Genomic DNA, 20,312 nt, shown 5'->3' with positions numbered 1-20,312 from the left:
GGACATGGCGATGAACGCCTCCTATCGCGGCCCGCAGGACTGCCCGGAGACGATCCCGGTCTTTCCCCTGCCCGGCGCGCTGCTGCTCCCGCGCGGGCAGATGCCGCTCAACATCTTCGAGCCGCGCTATCTCGCCATGGTCGACGACGCGCTGCGCACGGACCGGATCATCGGCATGATCCAGCCCGACGCGGAAGCCGGCGCCCATGGCGGCCCGCCGAAGCTCTACGCCATCGGCTGCGCCGGGCGGATCACCCAGTTCGCCGAGACCGGCGACGGGCGCTACCTGATGACGCTGACCGGCATCGCGCGCTTCAAGGTCGCCCACGAGCTGACCGCCATGACGCCCTACCGGCAGGTGGAGGCGGACTTCACGCCCTTCGCGCGCGACTTCACCGCCCGCGCCGGCGAGGAGGAGGTCGACCGCGAGGGCGTGCTCGGCGCGCTGCGCCAGTTCGTCGACGCGATGGAGGTCGAGGTCGACTGGCGCGGGGTGGAGCAGGCGCCGAACGAGGCGCTGGTCAACGCGCTGTGCATGATGACGCCCTTCGGCGTGCGCGAGAAGCAGGCGCTGCTGGAGGCGCCCGACCTGAAGAGCCGGGCGGAGGCGCTGATCGCGCTCACCGAGATCGAGATCGCCCGCTCGGGCGACGACGACGGCGAGCCGACGCTGCAATGATGTTCGAGAGCGAGACGACGCCATGAGCGACACCACCCCCGAGCAGACGCCCGCTTCGGAGCCGACCGGCCCCCTCGCCATCGATCCCAAGCTGCTCGAGATCCTGGTCTGCCCGCTGACCAAGGGGCCGCTCGAATACGACAGGACGGCGCAGGAGCTGATCTCGCGCCAGGCGAAGCTCGCCTATCCGATCCGCGACGGCATCCCGATCATGCTGCCCGAGGAGGCGCGCCCGCTCTCCTGAGCGGTTTCGCGCTCGCGCGCGGCGGCGAGATGGGCTAAGCCGCGGGCCGCGCGCCGATCCCGGCGCCGACCGAGCCGAGCGACGACGAGACGCATGACCGACGACGACATCGAAAGCCGGGAGGACCAGGGTCCCGCAGGAGACTTCTCCGGCGCATTCTTCGGCCGCCGCAAGGGCAAGCGCCTGCGGCCGGGCCAGGAGGAGCGGCTCGCGACGCTGCTCCCGGAGCGCCGGGTCCCCGACCCGCGCGAGGCGCCGCAGGCCTTCGCCGACCTGTCCGACCTCTTCCCGCACCGGCCGGAGCGCATCGTGCTCGAGATCGGCTTCGGCGGCGGCGAGCACCTGGCGCACATGGCGCGCGCCGAGCCGCAGGCCGGCTTCATCGGCGTCGAGCCTTTCATCAACGGCATGGCGAAGATGCTGGCGCGGATCGACGAGGAGGCCCTCGCCAACGTGCGCCTGTGGGACCAGGACGCGGCGCTGCTCCTGCCCGCCCTGCCGGACGCGTCGCTCGAGGCCGTGTATCTGCTCTACCCGGATCCGTGGCCGAAGCGGCGCACGCGCAAGCGCCGCTTCGTCTCGCCCGAGAGCCTCGCCGAGATCGCCCGCGTGCTGAAGCCCGGCGGCATCTTCCGCTTCGCCAGCGACATCGACGACTACGTGGGCTGGACGCTGGCCCGCGCCGCGAAGGAGCCGCGCCTCGCCTGGACGGCGGCGCGCGCCGACGACTGGCGCACGCCCTATCCCGGCTGGCCCGGCACCCGCTACGAGGCGAAGGCGATCCGCGAGGGCCGCACGCCCTCCTATCTCACCTTCGAGCGGGTGTGAAACAGTCGCTTCGGCGGCTTCCATCGCTGTCATCCCGGGCGCCGAACGGCGACCCGGGACCCATACGCGCCGATGCCTGTTTCGCGGCCGTCAGGCCGCGTCGCGCGGCATCCGAGCATGGAGACGCGGCGCGACGAGCGCGCATGCGCGCTCGAGCCGCCGTCGAGGTTATGGGTCCCGGGTCCGCTGCGCGGCCCGGGATGACGAGGACTCACGCCTCCGGCACGCCGTCGAAATCGACGCGGCCGAGATCGGCCCAGCCGTGGAGCGTCTTCGCCAGCGCGCTCACCGACGGGAGGCGGTAGCGCGCGACCGTCTCGCCGTCGCCGATGCGCACGGCGACGCCGCCCAGCCGGTTGACCGTCTCGAAGCCGTTCTCGTCGGTGAGGTCGTCGCCGATGAAGACGGGCGTCTTGCCGGCATAGGGCGCCTCCTCCATGAACTTCGCGATGATCGGTCCCTTGCCGGAGAGCGCGGGGAGAATCTCGGCGACCATCTTGCCGTACTGGATGCGGTAGTCCGAGCCCAGCCGCTCGGCGAGGTCCTCGACGAGGCCCTTGGCGCGGCCCTCCTCGGCGGGCGCCATGCGCCAGTGCACGGCGACCGAGCAGCCCTTGTCCTCGATGATGACGTTCTCCACCGGATCGAGGGCCTCGTGCAGCCCCTCGATGCCGCGGCGCAGCCCGGGGTGCTCCTCCGGCCGGCAGGGATGGAGCACGCCGGCGAGGCGGCGCTCGACCCCGTGCAGGCCGGCCGCGTCGGGCGTGAAGGGTTCGAGCTTCGCATCGAGAAAGGCGATCGGCCGTCCGGAGACGACGGCGAGCGCGCCCTCCAGCGCGGCGGAGAGACGGGTGAGCGTCTCCGGCACGCCGGGCTTCACGGCGACCGCGTCCGGGCGGTCGACGATCTCCACCAGCGTGCCGTCGAAATCGAGGAACAGAGCGTGCGTCATGCGGCGGGCTTCCTCCTGCGCTCCTTGCTGCGGTCTCGGTTGCGTTCCTGCGCGTCGATGAGGCGCATGATGCGCTCCTTCTTGCGCAGGCGGGCGGCGTCGAGCAGCATCTGCCCGGCCCAGCGGTAGACGTTACGCGCCTCGACCTGCTCGCGCATCACCTTCATGCGCTCGCGCTGCTCGCCCTCGCCCATGACGAGAGCGCGGTGGATCACCTGTCCCATCGCATAGGCGTCGTAGGGGTTCACGATCAGGGCCTCGGAGAGCTCGCGCGAGGCGCCGGCGAAGGCGGAGAGGACGAGCACGCCCCGCTCGTCGTCACGGGCGGCCACGAACTCCTTGGCGACGAGGTTCATGCCGTCGTGCAGCGAGGAGACGATGCACAGGTCCGCCGCGCGGAACAGCTCGAACACCTCGTCCGGCTCGTGGTGGCGGGCGAGCAGCTTGATCGGCTCCCATCCGTCCGCGCCGTGGCGGGCGTTGATGTCGGCGGCGAGCGCCTCGGCCTCGGCCTGCAGGTTCTTGTAGCTCGCGAGCTTCGAGCGCGTCGGCGCGGCCACCTGGGCGAAGCAGAAGCGCCCCTTCCATTGCGGGTATTCCCCGAGGAACGCGTCGACGCCGCGCATCCGGTCGAGGATGCCCTTGGTGTAGTCGAAGCGCTCGATGCCGACGCCCAGCATGATGTCGGGCGACAGTCCCAGCCGCTCGCGCACCACGCGCCGCGCCTCCTCCACCGGCTTCTGCCCGGCGAGCGCCGCCGGCGGCCAGTCGATGGAGATCGGGTAGGGCCGCACGAAGGTCTCGTGCCCGGCGAGCGAGATCGAATCGTGCTCGCGGTCGATGCGGCTCTCCATGAAGCGATCGACGGTCTCGATGAAGTTGTTGCAGTGGAACTGGGTGTGGAAGCCCAGGATCGAGGAGCCGAGCAGCCCGTCGATGATCTCCTCCTTCCAGGGGCAGATCGAGAAGGTCTCGGAGTTGGGCCAGGGGATGTGCCAGAAGGTGATGATCGTCGCGTTCGGCAGCCGGTCGCGGATCATCCGCGGGGCGAGCGCCAGGTGGTAGTCCTGGATCAGCACGATCGGGTCCGGCCGGTCGGCCTCGGCCACCACCGCCTCGGCGAACTTCTCGTTCACCGTTCGGTAGTAGCGCCAGTCGCTCTCGCGGAAGATCGGGCGCACGAAGGCGATGTGGCAGAGCGGCCAGAGGCCCTCGTTGGCGAAGCCGTAATAATAGCCGTCCTGCTCCTCGTCGGTCAGCCAGAGCCGGCGCAGGGTGTAGGTGGGCTTCGCCGGGGGCACGCCGACGCGGTCGTGCGCATCGACGGCGTCCCGGTCGGCGGAGCCGGATCCGTGGGCGATCCAGGTGCCGCCGCAGGCGCGGGTGACGGGCTCCAGCGCCGAAACCAGGCCCGAGGCCGGGCGCTGCACCTGGACCGAGCCGTCCTCGGCGCGATTGTGGATGTAGGGCTCGCGGTTCGAGACCACGATCACCTCCGAGCCCGGCAGCTCGTTGGCGAGGGCGACCTGCAGCGTGTCGGGGTTCCAGGTCGTGTGCACCGTGTCGAGCTGCCGGCGCGCGAGGTCGAGCTCGGAAAGCGCGCCGCGGATCTCCTCCGCGATCTGGGTGTCGGAGGGGCCGGCGTCCTCCGAGCGGCCCTCGCGCGCGTCCTCGAGCGCCTGGCGCACCGAATGACGCCACCGGTTCAGGATGAAGATGGCGAGCACCGAGGCGAGCGCCGCGCCGCCGAAGCCGACCCCGACGAGCGCGAGCACGAGGGCCATGCGCGCCTCGCCGGCGCGGTCCTGGACATAGGCGAGGTCGTGCAGGATCACGAGCCGCGCCGGGTCGCCGTCCCGCAGGACGTGGCTCGTCGCGAGCGCCGTGTCCCCGTCGAGGCGCACCGGCTGCGGCCCGGCCGCGGGATCGGACGGCGCCGCCTCGCAGCCGAAGCCCTCGGGAAGTCCCTCGGTGGCGATCACCAGCACGCCGTCGTCGCACAGCCCGAGCCCGGCGATGCGCATGTCCTCCGCGACGCGGGCGAACAGCCGCTCGAGCCCCGCCCGGTCGTCGGCGGCCCGCAGCTCCTCCACCTGCTCGCGCATGGCGCTGAAGACGAGCTGCGCGCGCAGGTCCACGTCGCGCTGCGCCCAGCTCTCCACGAAGGTGGAGGCGAAGGGGAGGATGGCGAGAACGCCGACGGCCGCGATCAGGACGGCGATCCCGCCATAACGAAACATGGTGCGCAACGAACGGCTCCCCTGGCGAGACGGACCGATACGCGCCCGTACAGGGCATCTCGGTTTATCGGAGATATCTCGGGCGAAGGCAAGAAAGCGGAGCCGTCATCGACGAGCCTCGACGTCCCGTTCCTCGTCCAGATGCGCGTCGGACAAGTCGACGTCGCATGGTTCCATGACCTCGACTAGTATGCGTCGCCTGTGCAACGGACGGATCATTTCCTGGGCAGCCTGCTGCATATGCGATCATTGTCGAAAACACGCGAAAGCGCGGCGAAAGCTGACGCGGTGGAAACGCGCATTTCGCCGTGATGGGCCGGGCGGAAGCTCAACAATGAGGGTCCGCCTCGGGTTCCAGGGCGCGCGCGGGCCGTCGCGTTCCATGGATGGACCGTCCGGCGGCGGCGACGTATGAACCCGCTCGCGACGGCATTTCGGAGGAGCGTGAGCATGGAGCCGCGGGATGGCGGGAGCGAGGCGGGCGCGCCGCGCACGCTCGTGACGGATCGGCTGGTGCTGCGCCCGCATCGGGCGGCGGATCTCGAGGACGTCGCCGCGATGTGGGCGGATCCCGCCGTGGTCGCCTCGATCCCCAAGCCGCCCTCGAGCCGTGAGGAGAGCTGGGGCGGCCTCCTGCGCTACGCCGGCCTCTGGAGCCTCCTCGGCTTCGGCTATTGGGCCGTGCGCGAGCGCGGCACGGGCCGCTTCGTCGGCGATGTCGGCTTCGCCGATTTCCGGCGCACGGTCTCGCCGAGCCTGGACGGCACGCGCGAATGCGGCTGGGTCCTCGCCGCCTGGGCGCACGGGCGCGGCTACGCCGGCGAGGCCGTGGCCGCGGCGATGGCCTGGCACGACGCGCAGGCCGCGGGCGCGCCGGCGACCTGCATGATCGATCCGGCGAACGTCGCGTCCCTGCGCGTCGCGGAGAGGGCGGGCTTCGCGCGCTGGGCGGAGGCGGAGTACGGTGGCGGTCCGGTCCTGCTGCTCAGGCGCCCGCCGCGCTAGGGTCGCCTCCGCGCTCGTCGAGCCGCGCCGCCGCCTGCGCCTCGATCCCCTCCGCGATCTCCGCGGCGATGGCGGGCTTTCCGCGCGGCGGCGCCGCGACGAGCGCCGCGACCGCGCGCGCGAAGCCGGGCGGCGTCGCGATCGACTCGGCATGGGCGAGGAGGCGCTTCTCGCCGGGATGCAGCCGCCGCGCGAGGGCGAACAGCACGTCGAAGGCGCTGGCGAGGAAGGCGGCCGTGCGGTGATTCGCCGAGACCGCGTCGTCGCGCGCGGCGGCGAGCGCGAGCTGGGCGTGGTACGAGGCGCGCGCCCCGCGCAGCATCGGCGTGTTGTGCCGCACGATGGCCCGCCGCAGCCCCTCGGGATAGGGCGCCTGCGCCAGCCGCTGCAGGTCGGCGTACCAGCCGTCGCGATCGCGGAGCGGGATCGCGGTCGCCACGTTGAAGGCGAGGCAGGTCGTGTAGCCGAGGGCGGGCCGATGCCGCACGAGCACGTCGGCGAGGCTCTCGGCGAACGCGTCCGGCGAGCGGAACATCACGTCCACGGCGATTCCCGCCCGATCGGCCCACTCGTCGTCGGGCTCGAAGAAGCGGTTGTCGATCTCGGCCGCGCCCGGCTCCGCGCGGGCGGCGGCGATCTCGCGCCTGAGCGCAAGCAGGGCGTCGGGGTCGTCCACGTAGACGTAGAGGTCGATATCGGAGCGGGCGTCCGCCATCCCCGTCGCCGCCGAGCCGCCGAGGGCGATGGCGCGCACGGACGGGTCGGCGCCGTAGGCGTCGGCGAGCGCGGCGGCGACGGCGAGCGGGTCGGGATTCTCGGTGGCGGCGTGCATCGATGTCTCCGGCGTCGTCGGGGCAACCCGCGAGCGCGGCTGTGGGTTGCGCCCCTTCCGGGTTGCTCCGCGTCTTGATATCCTGGGGCGAAGCGGAACGGAGGCGAGGCGTGCGCGAGATCGACGTGGCCATCATCGGTGCGGGAGCCGCGGGGCTCGCCGCTGCGGACGCGCTCGCGGGCGCGCCGCTGGAGGTTCTCCTGCTGGAGGCGGGCCCGCGCATCGGCGGACGCGCGCACACCCGCACCGCTGGAGAGCTCGCGCTCGACCTCGGCTGCGGCTGGCTCCACTCCGCGAGCCGCAACCCGTTCACCAAAATCGCCGGCGCGCTCGGCTACACCGTCGACCGCACGCCTCCCCGTTGGGGCGAGCAGACCGAGGGCGAAGGCTTCAGCGAGGCGGACGAGGCGGCCTTCGACGCGGCCTGGGACGCGTTCGAGGAGGCGATCGCCGCGGGCGCGCGCCGGCGCGTCGACCTGCCGGCGAGCGCCTTCCTGCCGGAGGGCAACCGCTTCAACCCGCTGATCGACGCGATCTCCAGCTATATCAGCGGCGTCGAGCTGGATTCGGTCTCGACCGTCGACTACGCCGCCTATGCCGAGGCGGACACCGGCGAGAACTGGCGGGTCCGCGAGGGCTACGGCGCGCTGATCGCCGCGTTCGGCGCAGGCGCGCCGGTCGCGCTCGATACGCCGGTGACGGCGCTCGACCATTCCGGCCGGCGCATCCGGCTCGACACGCCCAAGGGCGCGCTCTCGGCCCGCGCGGTGATCCTCACCGTCTCGACGGCGGTGCTCGCCCGCCAGGAGATCCGCTTCACGCCGGCGCTGCCGGAGAAGACCGTCGCGGCGACGGGGCTGCCGCTCGGCCTCGCCGACAAGCTGTTCCTGGCGCTCGACGAGCCCGAGGCCTTCGCGCCGAACGGGCACGTCTTCGGCCGGCTCCATACGGCGCAGACCGGCTCCTACCTGCTGCGGCCGTTCGGCCTTCCCGTCATCGAGGTCTTCGTCGGCGGCCGGCTCGCGCGCGATCTCGCGAAGGAGGGGCCCCGCGCCTTCGAGGCCTTCGCGCTCGACGAGCTCGCCGGCGTGATGGGGGCCGGCGTGCGCCGCACGATCCGGGCGATCGTGTCGACGAGCTGGCTGACGACACCCTTCGTGCACGGCTCCTATTCCTGCGCGCTGCCCGGCCATGCGGGGGATCGCGGCGCGCTCGCGGCGCCGGTGGACGACCGTTTGTTCTTCGCCGGCGAGGCGACCTCCGCGCAGGACTTCTCGACGGCCCACGGCGCCTACGAGACCGGCCGGCAGGCCGGGCTCGCGGTGCGGGCGCGGCTCGCGGCCGGCTGAGCGCGCGCGACATGGCCTCGACCGAGAGGGCCTCGACCTACATCGTCTTGGGCCCCCCGGGCCGCAGCGGGCGCACGTCCGGCTCGGCGCCCCGGGTCTTTCCGGGATCGGTCAGCTCGGGATCGTTCACGGGATAGGGGCTGGGGCCCTTGCCGCCGGGGACGGCGTTCTCGCCGGGCGCGTGGGTCGGCTCCTTGTCCTCGTCGCCGCGGGGCGTCTGGTCCGGCTTCTTCTCCGCCATGGGGAGGCTCCTTCGAACGGTTTCGCTCCAGGGCCAAGGCGCGCCGCGGCGACGGGTTCCGTCCTGCGGGCGCGCGAAAGGCTTGCCAAAGGCCGCGATCCGTGCCATCTCCCGCGCCTCATCGACCGGCCCGGCGAAAGGGCTGCCGTGGCGGGTCGAGACGCTCACACGAGACAGGCGGGCGGCGCGGTCTCCTTCGGGAGGCGGAAAGACGTCGTGCGCGACAGGAGACGAGCCAAATGCCCAAGATGAAGACGAAGTCGGGCGCCAAGAAGCGCTTCAAGGTTTCCGGTACCGGCAAGGTCATCCGCACCCAGGCGGGCAAGCAGCACGGGATGATCAAGCGCACGAACAAGCAGATCCGCGACAGCCGCGGCACCGCCGTCATGTTCGAGGGCGATGCGAAGTTCGTGAAGCGCTACTTCCTCCCCTACGCCTGATCCCCTTCGCCGACATTCGAATACCGGAGACTGAACCATGGCCCGCGTCAAGCGCGGCGTGACCGCTCACGCCAAGCACAAGAAGGTCCTGAAGGCCGCCAAGGGCTTCTACGGCCGCCGCAAGAACACGATCCGCACGGCGAAGGCCGCCGTCGATCGGTCGATGCAGTACGCCTATCGCGACCGCAAGAACAAGAAGCGCACCTTCCGCGCTCTGTGGATCCAGCGCCTCAACGCCGCGGTCCGCGAGCACGGCCTGACCTATTCGCGCTTCATCGACGGCCTGAACAAGGCCGGCATCGAGGTGGACCGCAAGGTCCTCTCCGACATCGCCATCCACGAGCCCGCCGCCTTCGCGGCGCTCGTCGAGAAGGCGAAGGGCGCGCTGCCGGCCCAGGCCGAGGCGGCCTGATCGGCTCGAGCACCCGAGAGTCGCCGAAGAGCGCACGGAGCGATCCGTGCGCTCTTTTCGTTCGGGCCGAGGCCGGATCCGCACTCAGAAATCGATGAAGCGCTCGTTGACGAAGCCGACCTTCCCCTCGCAATTGCCTGCGAGCGCCCGCACCTGACGGGCGGGTATGCCGTACAGCTCCGCCTCTCCGGACATGACCTCGATCGGCACCGACCCGCGCAGCTGGCAGATGCGCTCGACGGAGCAATCCAGGTTGGCGAGGTCGAGATCGAAGGGGTTGACCGGAAATCCTTCGGTTTCGAGGAGCTGCCGAAGCAAGGGGGGGGTGCCGCCTCCCTGCCCGAACATCTGCTGGGCGAAGACGAGCTGCATCCGGATGTCGCTTCGCTCGCACAGGATCCCGCTCGTGTATTCGACGGGGTCGACGTCCAGGTAGAGCTCGGCGTAGCGGGCGTCGCGGGGATTGATTCGTGCCGGCGAGGCCGGACGCGACAGTTGGAGGAAGCAGGCCTGCACCCTCTCCATCACGCGCAGCCGCTCGTCCAGCGTCAGCTTGTCGAGGAAGTCCGGAGCCTCCCGCCGTGAGGACCGCTCGTTCCAGAACTCGTCGGCGAGCCGCTCGCCCGTCTCGCGATCGACGAAGTCGAGATCCCCGAGAAGGCAGAGAAACATGTAGTCGCGGCGCGCCGCGGGATCAGCTTGGGTCGAGGCGACGACACCACCCCCTACGATCGCGAGCGCCGTCAGCGTGGTGAGGACGAGCCGCCTCATGACGTCCGCCTCCCGACGCCGACTCCCGCGAGAAACCCGACGAACCCGGAGAGGAGCAGCAGAAGGCTCCGCTCGGGATAGCCTGCCGCCCACAGGTTCGCGCGCAGCTCGGGAGCGAAGGTCTCCACGCAGAGGAGGAAGATCCCGTTCAGGACGAAGACGGCCAGGTACGCCGCCATGAGAGAGTGGAAGGACGTCAAGGTTCGGCCCTCGAGCGATTCGCGCCTAAGTTGCTCAATAACACACGCAAGAGGCGTGGGCAATTTTGGTGCGCCGCCGGGCACCGCACGTGATCAGAAGCGCTCCGACCTTTCCGGTGCGCCCCGACGTCGGATCCTGTAGGGTCCGCGCGCAGGCCGAAGCGCCGCTCGAACGCTCGTTGGAAACGCTGTTCTCATGACCGAATCCTACCCGATCCGCCCCGAAGCCGCCGCCGCGCCGACGAGCGGGATCGTCGACACCGTCAATTACGGCCGCACGCGCGAGGGGCTGATCCCGCTCTGGGTCGGCGAGGGGGATCTCGCCACCCCCGCCTTCATCTCCGAGGCGGCGACCCGGTCGCTCGCGGCGGGCGAGACCTTCTACACCTACCAGCGCGGCATTCCGGAGCTGCGCGCCGCCATCGCCCGGCGGCAGGGCGCGATCCTCGGCAAGGAGATCGACCCGGAGCGGATCTTCGTCACCTCGGGCGGCATGCCGGCCGTCCAGATGGCGCTGCGGCTCGTCGCCGGCGCCGGCGACGAGGTGGTGATCCCCACCCCCGCCTGGCCGAACTTCGTCGGCGCACTCACCGTCTCGGGCGCCACGCCGGTCGAGGTCGCGCTCGACCCGAGCCCCGAAGGGTTCTCGCTCGATCTCGCCAGGCTGGAGGCGGCGCTGACGCCGCGCACGCGCGCGATCGTGATCAACTCCCCCGCCAACCCCACCGGCTGGACCGCGACCCGGGAGGAGCTCGCGGCCATCCTCGAGATCGCCCGCGCCCGCGGCCTGTGGATCGTCTCAGACGAGATCTACACCCGTTTCGTCTGGGACGAGCGGGTGATGGTCGGAGAGCGCGCCGCCTCCTTCCACGACGTGATGCGCCCCGACGATCGCGTCCTCTTCGTGCAGACGCTCTCCAAGAACTACGCCATGACGGGCTGGCGCGTGGGCTGGCTCGAGGCGCCGGCCGAGCTGGGGCAGACGATCGAGAATCTCGTCCAGTACTCCACGTCCGGCACGCCGGTCTTCGTCCAGCGCGCCGCGATCGCCGCCCTCGACCACGGCGAGGGCTTCGTCCAGCACCAGATCGCCCGGGCGAGGCGCGGGCGCGCCATCGTCGCGGAGGCGCTGGCGACGCTCAACGCCGTGCGCTTCGCGCCGCCGCCGGGGGCCTTCTACGCCTTCTTCGGCATTCCGGGAGCCGACTCGCAGGTGCTGGCGCGGCGCATCGTCGACGAGGCGAATGTCGGCCTCGCTCCGGGCAGCGCGTTCGGCGCCGGCGGGGCGGACGGTCTGCGCCTGTGCTTCGCGCGCAAGGCCGACGACCTGGAGGAGGCGATGCGCCGCCTCGCCCCGGTGTTGCGCGATCTCCCAATCTGAAGTGGCGAATCGGCCACGGTGCGCCGAGATACGGGGAAGCCCGTAGGATTGTCTTGCATCCGGGCAGTCGGGAGCGTTACTTTCAACCTATTCAATACACCAATCGGTCCGGGGGAGGTCATGCACCAGAATTCGACCGGCGGGGACGGAGCGAGCGTGAGCCATCGGGCTCTCGGCTCCGTCTCCGACGCGCGCTGGGCGAGCATCCTCAACACGGCCGTGGACGGCATCATCGTCATCGACGACGAGGGCCGGATCATGATCTTCAATCGCGCCTGCGAGCGGATGTTCGGCTTCGCGGCCGAGGAGGTCGTCGGCCGCAACGTGGCGATGCTGATGCCGCCGGAGCACGCGACGACGCACGACGCCTATATCGAGGGCTACAAGCGGACCGGGCACCGCAAGATCATCGGCATCGGCCGCGAGGTGCGCGCGCGCCACCGCGACGGCACGCTCTTCCCCATCGATCTTTCGGTCGGCGAGGCGAAGACGCCGGACGGGCGCCAGTTCGTCGGCATCCTGCGCGACCTCACGTCGCGCAAGGACGCCGAGCGGCGGCTCAACGAGCTGCAGTCCGACCTGATTCGTCTCGCGCGGGTCTCCGCGCTGGACGAGATGGGCTCGGCGCTGGCGCACGAGCTGAACCAGCCGCTCACCGCCATCATGCTCTATCTCCAGGCCGTCGGGCGGGAGTTCTCCCGCGCCAAGGAGATGGGCCACACGGCGGAAGCGGACGCGCGCGCCGACGCGATCCTCGAGAAGGCGCGGCGCGAAGCCCAGCGCGCCGGCTCGATCATCCAGCGCATCCGCTCGCTCGTCGAGAAGCGCGCGCCGGAACGCAAGGACGTCGACCTCAACGCCATCGTCGACGACGCCGTCGACCTCACCGTCATCGGCCAGGACCGGAACGTGACGATCGTGCGGGACTACCAGGCCGGCCTGCCGATGCTGCAGGCGGACCCCGTGCAGATCCAGCAGGTCGTCGTCAATCTCGTGCGCAACGCCTACGAGGCGATCAAGGGTCGCAAGGGCGGGCGCATCGTGGTCTCGACGAGCCTCGACGACCGCCACCTCCTGTTCTCCATCGAGGACAACGGCCCCGGCATCCCGCGCGAGGTGCTGACGGACCTGTTCCAGGCCTTCAAGACCGGAAAGCGCAGCGGCATGGGCCTGGGGCTCGCCATCTCGCGCACCATCGCCCAGAATCACGGTGGCGACCTGTCGGTCGATCCCGGTGGGGACGGGCGCGGCGCCCGCTTCGTCGTCCGCCTGCCGCTGCGCGCGCAGGACGAGGATCGCGCCGAGGACGAAGAGGGCCGGAACGCCGGCCCGAGGCAATGAGGAGTGGGGGAGACATGAGCGACGAGACCCTCGAGATCGCCGTGGTCGACGACGACCCGGCGGTGCGCGATTCGCTGGTCACGATCTTCGATCTCGAGGGCTGGCGCGTCCGCTCCTTCGCGGACGGCGACGCCTTCCTCGCCGACGCCAAGCGCCAGAAGCTCGACTGCCTGCTGCTCGACGTCCACATGCCCGGCCGCTCCGGCCTCGAGGTGCTGGAAGCGCTCGGCGGCCACAATTACGCGGCGCCGATCTTCATCATCTCCGGCCAGGGCGACATCCCCATGGCGGTCACCGCCATCAAGGCCGGCGCGCACGATTTCCTGGAGAAGCCCTTCGACGCCGAGGAGGTGATCGCCCGCGTGCGCGAGGCCGTCGCCAGGCGCCGCAAGGCGGCCGAGACCGGCTCGAAGCTCGGCGTGCGCTTCAACGGCGCGGACCTGCTGACCCCGCGCGAGCGCGACGTGCTGGAGCAGATCGCCCACGGCGCCTCCAACAAGGAGGCGGGGCGCGAGCTCGGCATCTCCCCGCGCACCATCGAGGTGCACCGCGCCCGCATCATGGAGAAGCTCGGCGCCCGCAACACGGCGGACCTCGTGCGCATCGTCTTCACCGAGGGCGGCGCGGGCTGACGGCCCGGCGGACCTCCGTCGACGCCCTTGATTAGAACGATTATAACACCACATCCCGGGCATGATCCGGGCACCCGCGACGTGTTCGCGCGCCCGAACCCCCCGCATCCGACAGAACCCGAGTGACGCCATGTTCATCCAGACCGAAGCCACGCCGAACCCCGCGACGCTGAAGTTCCTTCCCGGGCGCGTCGTGATGGAGCGCGGCACCTTCGACGCCCGCGATCCCGCCGGAGCGGAGGGCTCGCCGCTGGCGCAGCGCCTGTTCGCGATCCCGGGCGTCGCCGGCGTGTTCTTCGGCTACGACTTCGTCACCATCACCAAGGGCGAGGGCGAGTGGCAGCACCTCAAGCCCGCGATCCTGGGCGCGATCATGGAGCACTTCATGTCGGGCCAGCCGGTGATCGAGACCACCGCGCCCGGCGCCGGAGGCGACGCCGACGAGGAGTTCTTCGCCGAGGAGGACGCCGACACGGTCGCCACCATCAAGGACCTGCTCGAGACCCGCGTGCGCCCGGCGGTGGCCGGCGACGGCGGCGACATCACCTTCCGCGGCTATCGCGACGGCGTCGTCTTCCTCGCCATGAAGGGCGCCTGCGCCGGCTGCCCCTCCTCCACGGCGACGCTCAAGCACGGCATCCAGAACCTGCTGCGCCACTTCGTGCCGGAAGTGCAGGAAGTCCAGCAGATCTGAGGGGGCTCCCTCTCGGATGGGTTCGGGGCGGGGCGCGAGAGCGCCTCGTTCGCGTTTTTAGTTGAATGGGCGGCGGCACCGAGTAACATGCTTGCATGAACAGCAAGCATGAGAGAACGCTCCAGTCGGTCTTCGCCGAGCCTGTGTCGAGCGCGATCTCATGGGCTTCGATCGAAGCCCTGTTCGTCGCGCTGGGCTGCAGGATCGTCGAGGGGCGCGGTTCGCGCGTCCGCTTCGAGAAGGACGGGTTCGTAGCCGTTTTCCACCGACCTCACCCGGCCAAGGAGGCGAAGCGCTACCAGGTGCGCGACGCACGCCGGTTTTTGACGGAGATTGGGGTTCGGCCATGAACCTTTTGAATCACAAGGGCTACAAGGCTACGGTGGCCTTCGATGCGGACGACGAGATCTTCGTCGGGCATCTCATCGGAATCAACGATATCGTCGGGTTCCATGCTGACAACGTCGCCGATTTGAAGGCCGCGTTCGTGGAGGCCGTCGAAGACTATCTCGAGACCTGCGAACGCGTGGGTAAAGCGCCGGAGCGCTCCTTCTCGGGTAATCTGATGTTGCGCATCGAGCCTACGGTTCACGCCGCGGCGGCGACTGCGGCGGAGGCGACGGGGAAAAGCCTGAATCAGTGGAGCGAGGATGTTCTCAGGGAGGCAGCCGAGCGAACCCTCGCCTGAACGCCCGCAGCGCGAAAACGGATTGGCGTCCGCGCCCCTCGAAACCGCGCCGCCGGCGGCCTATGTCCGCGGCGTCGATCAACGAGGAGCGCAATCGCAGATGACCAAGCCTTCCCCGCACGCCCCGCTCTCCGACGCCGCGCTCGACCAGCTCTTCCGCGAGGCGCGCACCCATGCCGCATGGCTCGACAAGCCGGTCTCCGAGACGACCCTGCGCGCCCTCGCCGACCTGACGAAGAACGGCCCGACGAGCGCCAATTGCTGCCCGGCGCGGATCGTCTTCGTGGTCTCGCCCGAGGCCAAGGCCCGGCTCGAGCCGCTTCTCTCAAAGGGCAATCGCGCCAAGACCATGGCCGCGCCCGCCACCGCCATCGTCGCCTACGACCTGCGCTTCTACGAGAAGCTCGACCGGCTGTTCCCGCACGAGCCGTCCGCCCCGTCCTGGTTCACCTCCTCCGAGGCGAAGATCCGCGAGAACGCCTTTCGCAACGGCACGCTGCAGGGCGCCTACCTGATCCTGGCGGCGCGGGCGCTCGGCCTCGATTGCGGCCCGATGTCCGGCTTCGACGCCGCGGGCGTGACGCGCGAGTTCTTCCCGCAAGGCGACGTCGAGGCGAACTTCCTCGTCAACCTCGGCTACGGCGATCCCGCCGCGCTGAAGCCGCGGCTGCCGCGTTTTTCGTTCGAGGAATTCTGCGCGATCGCGTAAAGCTTCGTCACGACACGGAAAGACACGTCACGAGGCTCCCCCGGTGCGCATCCTCGCCATCGACACCGCGCTCGAAGCCTGCTCGGCCTGCGTCCTCGACGCCGGGGCGAGCGCGCCGCTCGCGCGCGAATCGCTGCCCATGGTTCGCGGCCACGCCGAGGCGCTCCTGCCGCAGATCGAGCGGGTGATGGCCGGCGTGCCGGGCGGCTTCGCGAGCCTCGACCGGGTGGCCGTGACCATCGGGCCCGGCAGCTATACGGGGCTGCGGGTCGGCATCTCGGCCGCGCGCGCCATCGGGCTCGCGGCGAAGGCGCCGGTGGTGGGCGTCTCGACTCTCTCGGCGCTGCTCGCGCCCCTCGTCGCGGCCGGTGAGCGGCGCATGCTCGCCGCCGCCATCGACGCCCGCCACGGCGGCGTCTATTTCCAGGCCGTCGCCCCGGGCGGGCGCACGGTCGTCGCCCCGGCGCACATGGCGGTGCGCGAGGCGGTGCGCTACCTCGGCTCGGGCGCCGTCGTCGTCTCCGGCTCCGGCGGGCCGATCGTCGCCGCGGAGGCGCTGCAGAAGGGCGTCGAGGTCACCCTCGCCGACGCGGAGCCGGCCCCCGAGATCGCCTGGGTCGCCCGGCTCGGGCTCGCCGCCGATCCCGCCGGCGCGCTGCCCAAGCCGCTCTACTTGCGCGCGCCGGACGCGCGTCCGCAGGACGCCGCGCGCATCGCGAGGCGCTGATGCCGCCCTGGCGCACCGCGCAGCCGGTCCTTCCCGTCGTCGCGCCGCTGTCCGCCGCGCACGCTCCCGCCTGCGCCGCGATTCACGCCGCGAGCTTCGCCCACGGCTGGAGCGCCACCGATCTGGAGGGGCTGATCGCCGATCGCGGCGTGATCGCCGACGGGCTCTTCCTCGGCGATGCGAAGCGGCCCAAGGGCTTCGTCCTCTCCCGCGCCGTCATCGACGAGGCCGAGATCCTCACCATCGCCCTCGATCCGGCGGTGCGCGGCCGCGGCTTTTCCCGCACGCTCCTCGACCGGCATCTCGAGACCCTGCGCCGGGAAGGCGTCGCGCGGCTGCACCTCGAAGTGGACGAGGCCAACCGACCGGCGCGGCGGCTCTACGATCGCTTCGGCTTCGTGCAGGTCGGGCGCCGCGAGGGCTATTACCGCCGCGCCGACGGCAGCCGGGCCGCGGCGCTGACCCTCTCGCTCGACCTCTGAGGCGGGGATGGGTCCCGGAAAGCTCCTGCGCCTTCTCGTCTACGCCCTCGCGCTCGTGCTGCTGATCGGGCCGCAGGCGCTCGGCGTGCGCTTCCACTGGGCGATCGGCCGGCGCATCCCGGTGCTGTTCCACCGCATCGGCCTGTGGGCGCTGGGCGTCCGCGTGACGCAGATCGGCCATCCGCCGAAGGAGACGCCGACGCTCGTCCTGTCCAACCACGTCTCCTGGTTGGACATCGTTGTGCTCGGCAGCCTCAGGCCGCTCTCCTTCGTGGCGAAATCGGAGATCGCCGGCTGGCCGCTCTTCGGCACGCTGGCGCGGCTGCAGCGCTCGATCTTCATCGAGCGCGAGCGCAAGGCGGCGACGTCCGAGGTCAACGCCACCATCGCGCGCCGCCTCGCCCGGGGCGAGCTGATCGTGCTCTTCGCCGAGGGCACGACGGGGGACGGGCAGCGGCTCCTGCCGTTCCGCACCTCGCTCGTCGGCGCCGCGCGGCTCGCGCTCGCCGACCATTCCCTCGACGAGATCGTGCTCCAGCCCCTCGCGCTGGTCTACACTCGCCGCGACGGCCTGCCCCTGACCCGCCGCGAGCGGCCGGAGATCGCCTGGTACGGCGACATGGATCTCGTGCCGCACCTCGGCGCCTTCCTGAAGGCCGGGCCCGTCGACGTCGAGATCCGCTGGGGCTCGCCGATCCCCTTCGACGCCGCGACCGACCGCAAGCGCGCCGCCGCCCGCGCCGAGGACGAGGTCCGCCGCGCGCTCAATGTCGGGCTCGGCCGCGCCGGCGCGCCGACGCCGCCGCATCCGACGCGGTGAATCGGTCGCTACCGAATTTCGTCGAAATCGCGCCGAACCGGTTACCTCAGATTAACCCTGAGGGCGTTCCCTCGGGAGAACGGCCCATACCGGGGGACGAGGTGACGACGACGCCCGATCGCTGGCGCCTGACCGGGCTCGCCCTGCGCGAAGCCGGGCGCGCCCTGCGCGCCGAGACCGCGAGCCTGCTCGGGCTCGCCGGGGTGCGTGCGCGCACGCCCGAGCGGCTCGTGATCGTGCCTCCCGACATGCGCACGGCCGACGCGACCATCGCGGACGACATCTACGCCGGCTATTTCGTCTTCGGCGGCCGGGCCCTCGCCACCGGCGGGCGCTCGCCCTTCGAGCTCGAGCCGCCCTCTCCGGCCTGGTCCGACATCCTGCACGGCTTCGCCTGGCTCCGGCACCTGCGCGCGGCGGACACGGCGCTCGCGCGCGCCAATGCCCGCGCCCTCGTCGACGAGTTCCTGCGCGAGGCGCACATGCCCGCCGTGCGCAAGCCGGAGGTGGCGGCGCGGCGGGTCGTCTCGTTCCTCACCCAGTCGCCGCTCATCGTCGAGGGCGCCGACCACGTGTTCTACCAGCGCTTCATGCGCGGCCTCGCCCGCGACCTGCGCATCTGCGCCCGCGCCGTGCGCGTCGCCCCGCGCCCGCTGACGCGGCTGCACTGCGCCATCGCGCTCGCCTATGCCGGCCTGTGCTGCGAGGGGTGCGCGCAGATGGGCCGGGCTGCGACCAAGATCCTCAGGCGCGAGCTCGACGCCCAGATCCTCGCCGACGGCGGCCATCTCGGCCGCAATCCGCGCGCCGTGCTCGACCTCCTGCTCGATCTGCTTCCGCTGAGGCAGGTCTATCTCGCCCGCGGCGTCGACCCGCCGGAAGCGCTGCTGCGCGCCGTCGACCGCATGCCGCCGATGCTGCGGCTGCTGCGCCAGGGCGACGGGACGCTCAGCCATTTCAACGGCATGGGCTCGACGCCGGTCGACCACCTGACGACGCTCCTGTTCTACGACGAGAGCCGGGCGAGCCCGCTGCAGCGCGGGCTGCTGTCGGGCTACGAGCGGCTCGAGGCCGGACGGCTCGTCCTCGTCGCCGATGTCGGCGCGCCGCCGCCGCCCTTCGTCTCGGCCGACGCCGGCGCGGGCTGCCTGTCCTTCGAGCTCACCTCCGGCGAGGCGCGGATCGTCGTCAATCTCGGCGCGCCGCGCGACCGCTCGGATCCGCTCGCGGACGCCGCCCGCGCCACCGCCGCGCATTCGACGATCGCGCTCGACCGCGCGTCGTCCGCCCGCTTCGCCGGCGACGCCAAGGGCCTCGCGCGGCTGCCCGCCGCCTGGCTCGCCCGGCGCGTCGGCGACGTGATCGTCGACGGACCGCGCCCGCCCGACGTCGAGCGGCCGGATCCGCTGCGGCTCAAGGCCCGTCACGACGGCTATGCCCGCGTCTTCGGCGCAGTCCACGAGCGCCTCTTCGCCCTCGACCCCGACGGCGGCGGCCTTTCGGGCGAGGATCGCCTGATCGCCGCCGCCGAGGGCCTGCGCGCGCTCCCCGCCGCCGCGCGCTTCCATCTTCACCCGGGCGTCAAGGCGAGCCGCGCCCAGAACGGCCGGGTGGTGCTGCTCGGCCTGCCCAACGGCGAGAGCTGGCAATTCGTGCTCCAGACCCGCGCGGAGGGCATCGAGGCCCGGCTCGAGGAGAGCCTCTACCTCTCCGCCACCGACGGCGCCCGCAAGGCCCGCCAGATCGTGGTGGCCTTCGACACCGGCGCGACGCCGGTGCTGAGCTGGCGGTTCGAGCGGCTGACGGGGTGAGGCGGGCCTCCGGGTCCCGTCGGGATCTCGCGCTAGGCGGACGCGCCATCGCGTGTCGGCAGCACGGAATCCAGATACGCGCAGGCGAGCGCGATAGGACGGGGCGCCTCGCGTTCCGCCGCATAGTAAGCGACGAGACGCCGGCTGATCCCGAGCTGTGCAGCCGCGGCGTCGTAGGTCAGGCCGTGCCGTTTCATGAATGCGACGAAGTCCGCGGGCTCCATCGTCTCTTCGGCGAGCCGCGCCACCGATGACGCATCCATGTCGATGGCGTCGTCCGCCCCCCAGGCGATGGCCGCTCCGCCGTCGGTCGGGTGTACGCTGGCGAACAGCGCATCGTCGTCGCGGAGCCGTCGGTAGAATCGATACGTGAAGATCAACGGTGCGAGGTCCACCGTTCGGCGTCCGCCCCCGGCCCAGTTCACCGTGATGCGCCGTCCCCGCTCGGGCGTGACGGCGGCGATGCGGGGCAGGGGCTCACCGACCTCGATCATGTCGGCGTCGGTCGCGCTCATTCAGCTCTCTCCACGTCTGCGCGAGCAGGGCCCGGTTCGCGAGGCCCACGCGATGACCCGCGCGTGCTCGGTCCGCTTCATGCGCCCGGCCAGGACTTCCAGCGTGTCGATCCGGATCTTCGCGCTGCTCTCGGCGCTCAGCACGTGAAAGTGCGGAGGCGCCTCCGATGGTCGGCATCGATCGTCTCGGGCCCCCTTGCTGCTGGAGTATAGTGCATGAGGTGCACCAGCGCCAGCTGCGCGCCCCCGGTAAGGCCGCCTCTCCCCCGGTTCCCCCCGCCCCTCCCCCGGTTCCCCCCGCCCCTCAAACATGCTAACC

At 71.3% G+C, this 20,312-nt stretch carries 25 protein-coding genes; 18 read left to right on the top strand and 7 right to left on the bottom strand.

Features of this window, described 5'->3' with window-relative positions; all coding sequences use genetic code 11:
• The first annotated feature begins 4 nt into the window (after positions 1-4).
• The 3 genes from ABL310_RS23270 (at position 5) to trmB (ending at position 1,751) form a co-directional block, all read left to right on the top strand.
• Positions 5-679: an LON peptidase substrate-binding domain-containing protein gene (locus ABL310_RS23270; RefSeq protein ID WP_349369373.1), complete on the top strand. Its 675-nt coding sequence runs from the start codon at positions 5-7 to the stop codon at positions 677-679.
• Positions 680-701: 22 nt separating this feature from the next.
• On the top strand, positions 702-923 hold the full coding sequence (locus ABL310_RS23265) for a Trm112 family protein (protein ID WP_349369372.1): 222 nt from the start codon (positions 702-704) through the stop codon (positions 921-923).
• A 93-nt stretch (positions 924-1,016) separates the two neighbouring features.
• Entirely contained in the window at positions 1,017-1,751 is a 735-nt protein-coding gene (gene trmB / locus ABL310_RS23260) for a tRNA (guanosine(46)-N7)-methyltransferase TrmB (protein WP_349369371.1), read from the top strand.
• 211 nt (positions 1,752-1,962) lie between these two features.
• Here trmB and otsB read toward each other — a convergent pair whose 3' ends face one another.
• Together otsB and ABL310_RS23250 are read right to left on the bottom strand one after the other, a co-directional pair.
• Positions 1,963-2,703 (bottom strand): trehalose-phosphatase, encoded by a 741-nt coding sequence (gene otsB / locus ABL310_RS23255; RefSeq protein WP_349369370.1) that lies wholly within the window; start codon positions 2,701-2,703, stop codon positions 1,963-1,965.
• Positions 2,700-4,943, bottom strand: a complete 2,244-nt coding sequence (locus ABL310_RS23250) for a trehalose-6-phosphate synthase (RefSeq protein WP_349372110.1) — start codon at positions 4,941-4,943, stop codon at positions 2,700-2,702. The genes otsB and ABL310_RS23250 overlap by 4 nt, the downstream gene beginning before the upstream one ends.
• Before the next feature lie 450 nt (positions 4,944-5,393).
• On the opposite strand from ABL310_RS23250, the gene ABL310_RS23245 reads away from it, so the two are divergent.
• Positions 5,394-5,948, top strand: a complete 555-nt coding sequence (locus tag ABL310_RS23245; RefSeq protein ID WP_349369369.1) for a GNAT family protein — start codon at positions 5,394-5,396, stop codon at positions 5,946-5,948.
• Here ABL310_RS23245 and ABL310_RS23240 read toward each other — a convergent pair.
• A complete protein-coding gene (locus ABL310_RS23240) occupies positions 5,929-6,780 on the bottom strand; it encodes a nucleotidyltransferase domain-containing protein (RefSeq protein WP_349369368.1) in 852 nt (283 codons plus the stop codon). The genes ABL310_RS23245 and ABL310_RS23240 overlap by 20 nt on opposite strands.
• Positions 6,781-6,890: 110 nt before the next feature.
• Between ABL310_RS23240 and ABL310_RS23235 the strand changes: the two genes are divergently transcribed.
• A complete protein-coding gene (locus tag ABL310_RS23235) occupies positions 6,891-8,129 on the top strand; it encodes an NAD(P)/FAD-dependent oxidoreductase (protein ID WP_349369367.1) in 1,239 nt (412 codons plus the stop codon).
• Positions 8,130-8,166: 37 nt separating this feature from the next.
• On the opposite strand, the gene ABL310_RS23230 is transcribed toward ABL310_RS23235, so the two are convergent.
• On the bottom strand, positions 8,167-8,370 hold the full coding sequence (locus ABL310_RS23230; RefSeq protein WP_349369366.1) for a hypothetical protein: 204 nt from the start codon (positions 8,368-8,370) through the stop codon (positions 8,167-8,169).
• A 239-nt stretch (positions 8,371-8,609) separates the two neighbouring features.
• Here ABL310_RS23230 and rpmI point away from each other — a divergent pair, with 239 nt between their 5' ends.
• A complete protein-coding gene (gene rpmI, locus ABL310_RS23225; protein ID WP_349369365.1) occupies positions 8,610-8,810 on the top strand; it encodes a 50S ribosomal protein L35 in 201 nt (66 codons plus the stop codon).
• A gap of 37 nt (positions 8,811-8,847) precedes the next feature.
• A complete protein-coding gene (gene rplT / locus ABL310_RS23220) occupies positions 8,848-9,222 on the top strand; it encodes a 50S ribosomal protein L20 (RefSeq protein WP_349369364.1) in 375 nt (124 codons plus the stop codon).
• An 84-nt stretch (positions 9,223-9,306) separates the two neighbouring features.
• On the opposite strand, the gene ABL310_RS23215 is transcribed toward rplT, so the two are convergent.
• A complete protein-coding gene (locus ABL310_RS23215) occupies positions 9,307-9,993 on the bottom strand; it encodes a hypothetical protein (RefSeq protein WP_349369363.1) in 687 nt (228 codons plus the stop codon).
• Between the two features lie 396 nt (positions 9,994-10,389).
• Between ABL310_RS23215 and ABL310_RS23210 the strand changes: the two genes are divergently transcribed.
• The 11 genes from ABL310_RS23210 to ABL310_RS23160 all read left to right on the top strand — a co-directional run bounded on the left by ABL310_RS23210 (position 10,390) and on the right by ABL310_RS23160 (position 19,478).
• Entirely contained in the window at positions 10,390-11,574 is a 1,185-nt protein-coding gene (locus ABL310_RS23210; RefSeq protein ID WP_349369362.1) for a pyridoxal phosphate-dependent aminotransferase, read from the top strand.
• 156 nt (positions 11,575-11,730) lie between these two features.
• On the top strand, positions 11,731-12,915 hold the full coding sequence (locus tag ABL310_RS23205; protein WP_349369361.1) for a PAS domain S-box protein: 1,185 nt from the start codon (positions 11,731-11,733) through the stop codon (positions 12,913-12,915).
• A gap of 14 nt (positions 12,916-12,929) precedes the next feature.
• Entirely contained in the window at positions 12,930-13,547 is a 618-nt protein-coding gene (locus tag ABL310_RS23200) for a response regulator (protein WP_349369360.1), read from the top strand.
• A gap of 130 nt (positions 13,548-13,677) precedes the next feature.
• Positions 13,678-14,241 (top strand): NifU family protein, encoded by a 564-nt coding sequence (locus ABL310_RS23195; protein ID WP_349369359.1) that lies wholly within the window; start codon positions 13,678-13,680, stop codon positions 14,239-14,241.
• 95 nt (positions 14,242-14,336) lie between these two features.
• The gene (locus ABL310_RS23190) at positions 14,337-14,591 is read left to right on the top strand and encodes a type II toxin-antitoxin system HicA family toxin (protein WP_349369358.1); all 255 of its coding nucleotides are present in this window, start codon (positions 14,337-14,339) and stop codon (positions 14,589-14,591) included.
• Positions 14,588-14,929: a type II toxin-antitoxin system HicB family antitoxin gene (locus ABL310_RS23185; protein ID WP_349369357.1), complete on the top strand. Its 342-nt coding sequence runs from the start codon at positions 14,588-14,590 to the stop codon at positions 14,927-14,929. The genes ABL310_RS23190 and ABL310_RS23185 overlap by 4 nt, the downstream gene beginning before the upstream one ends.
• Before the next feature lie 100 nt (positions 14,930-15,029).
• Positions 15,030-15,638, top strand: a complete 609-nt coding sequence (locus ABL310_RS23180) for a malonic semialdehyde reductase (protein ID WP_349369356.1) — start codon at positions 15,030-15,032, stop codon at positions 15,636-15,638.
• 43 nt (positions 15,639-15,681) lie between these two features.
• Entirely contained in the window at positions 15,682-16,365 is a 684-nt protein-coding gene (tsaB, locus tag ABL310_RS23175) for a tRNA (adenosine(37)-N6)-threonylcarbamoyltransferase complex dimerization subunit type 1 TsaB (protein WP_349369355.1), read from the top strand.
• Entirely contained in the window at positions 16,365-16,847 is a 483-nt protein-coding gene (locus ABL310_RS23170; protein ID WP_349369354.1) for a GNAT family N-acetyltransferase, read from the top strand. The genes tsaB and ABL310_RS23170 overlap by 1 nt, the downstream gene beginning before the upstream one ends.
• Positions 16,848-16,854: 7 nt before the next feature.
• Entirely contained in the window at positions 16,855-17,667 is an 813-nt protein-coding gene (locus ABL310_RS23165) for a lysophospholipid acyltransferase family protein (protein ID WP_349369353.1), read from the top strand.
• A gap of 101 nt (positions 17,668-17,768) precedes the next feature.
• Complete coding sequence (locus tag ABL310_RS23160) at positions 17,769-19,478, top strand: heparinase II/III family protein (protein WP_349369352.1); 1,710 nt, start codon at positions 17,769-17,771, stop codon at positions 19,476-19,478.
• 32 nt (positions 19,479-19,510) lie between these two features.
• On the opposite strand, the gene ABL310_RS23155 is transcribed toward ABL310_RS23160, so the two are convergent.
• Positions 19,511-19,993: a hypothetical protein gene (locus ABL310_RS23155; RefSeq protein WP_349369351.1), complete on the bottom strand. Its 483-nt coding sequence runs from the start codon at positions 19,991-19,993 to the stop codon at positions 19,511-19,513.
• Positions 19,994-20,305: a DUF4160 domain-containing protein gene (locus ABL310_RS24935; RefSeq protein ID WP_374730349.1), complete on the bottom strand. Its 312-nt coding sequence runs from the start codon at positions 20,303-20,305 to the stop codon at positions 19,994-19,996.
• Positions 20,306-20,312: the final 7 nt, after the last annotated feature.

Origin of the sequence: Salinarimonas sp., from assembly GCF_040111675.1 — a bacterium.
Classification (GTDB): Bacteria; Pseudomonadota; Alphaproteobacteria; order Rhizobiales; family Beijerinckiaceae; genus Salinarimonas.
The sequence above is the reverse complement of the archived record's forward strand: the minus strand, read 5'-3'. Positions and strand labels throughout refer to the sequence as shown.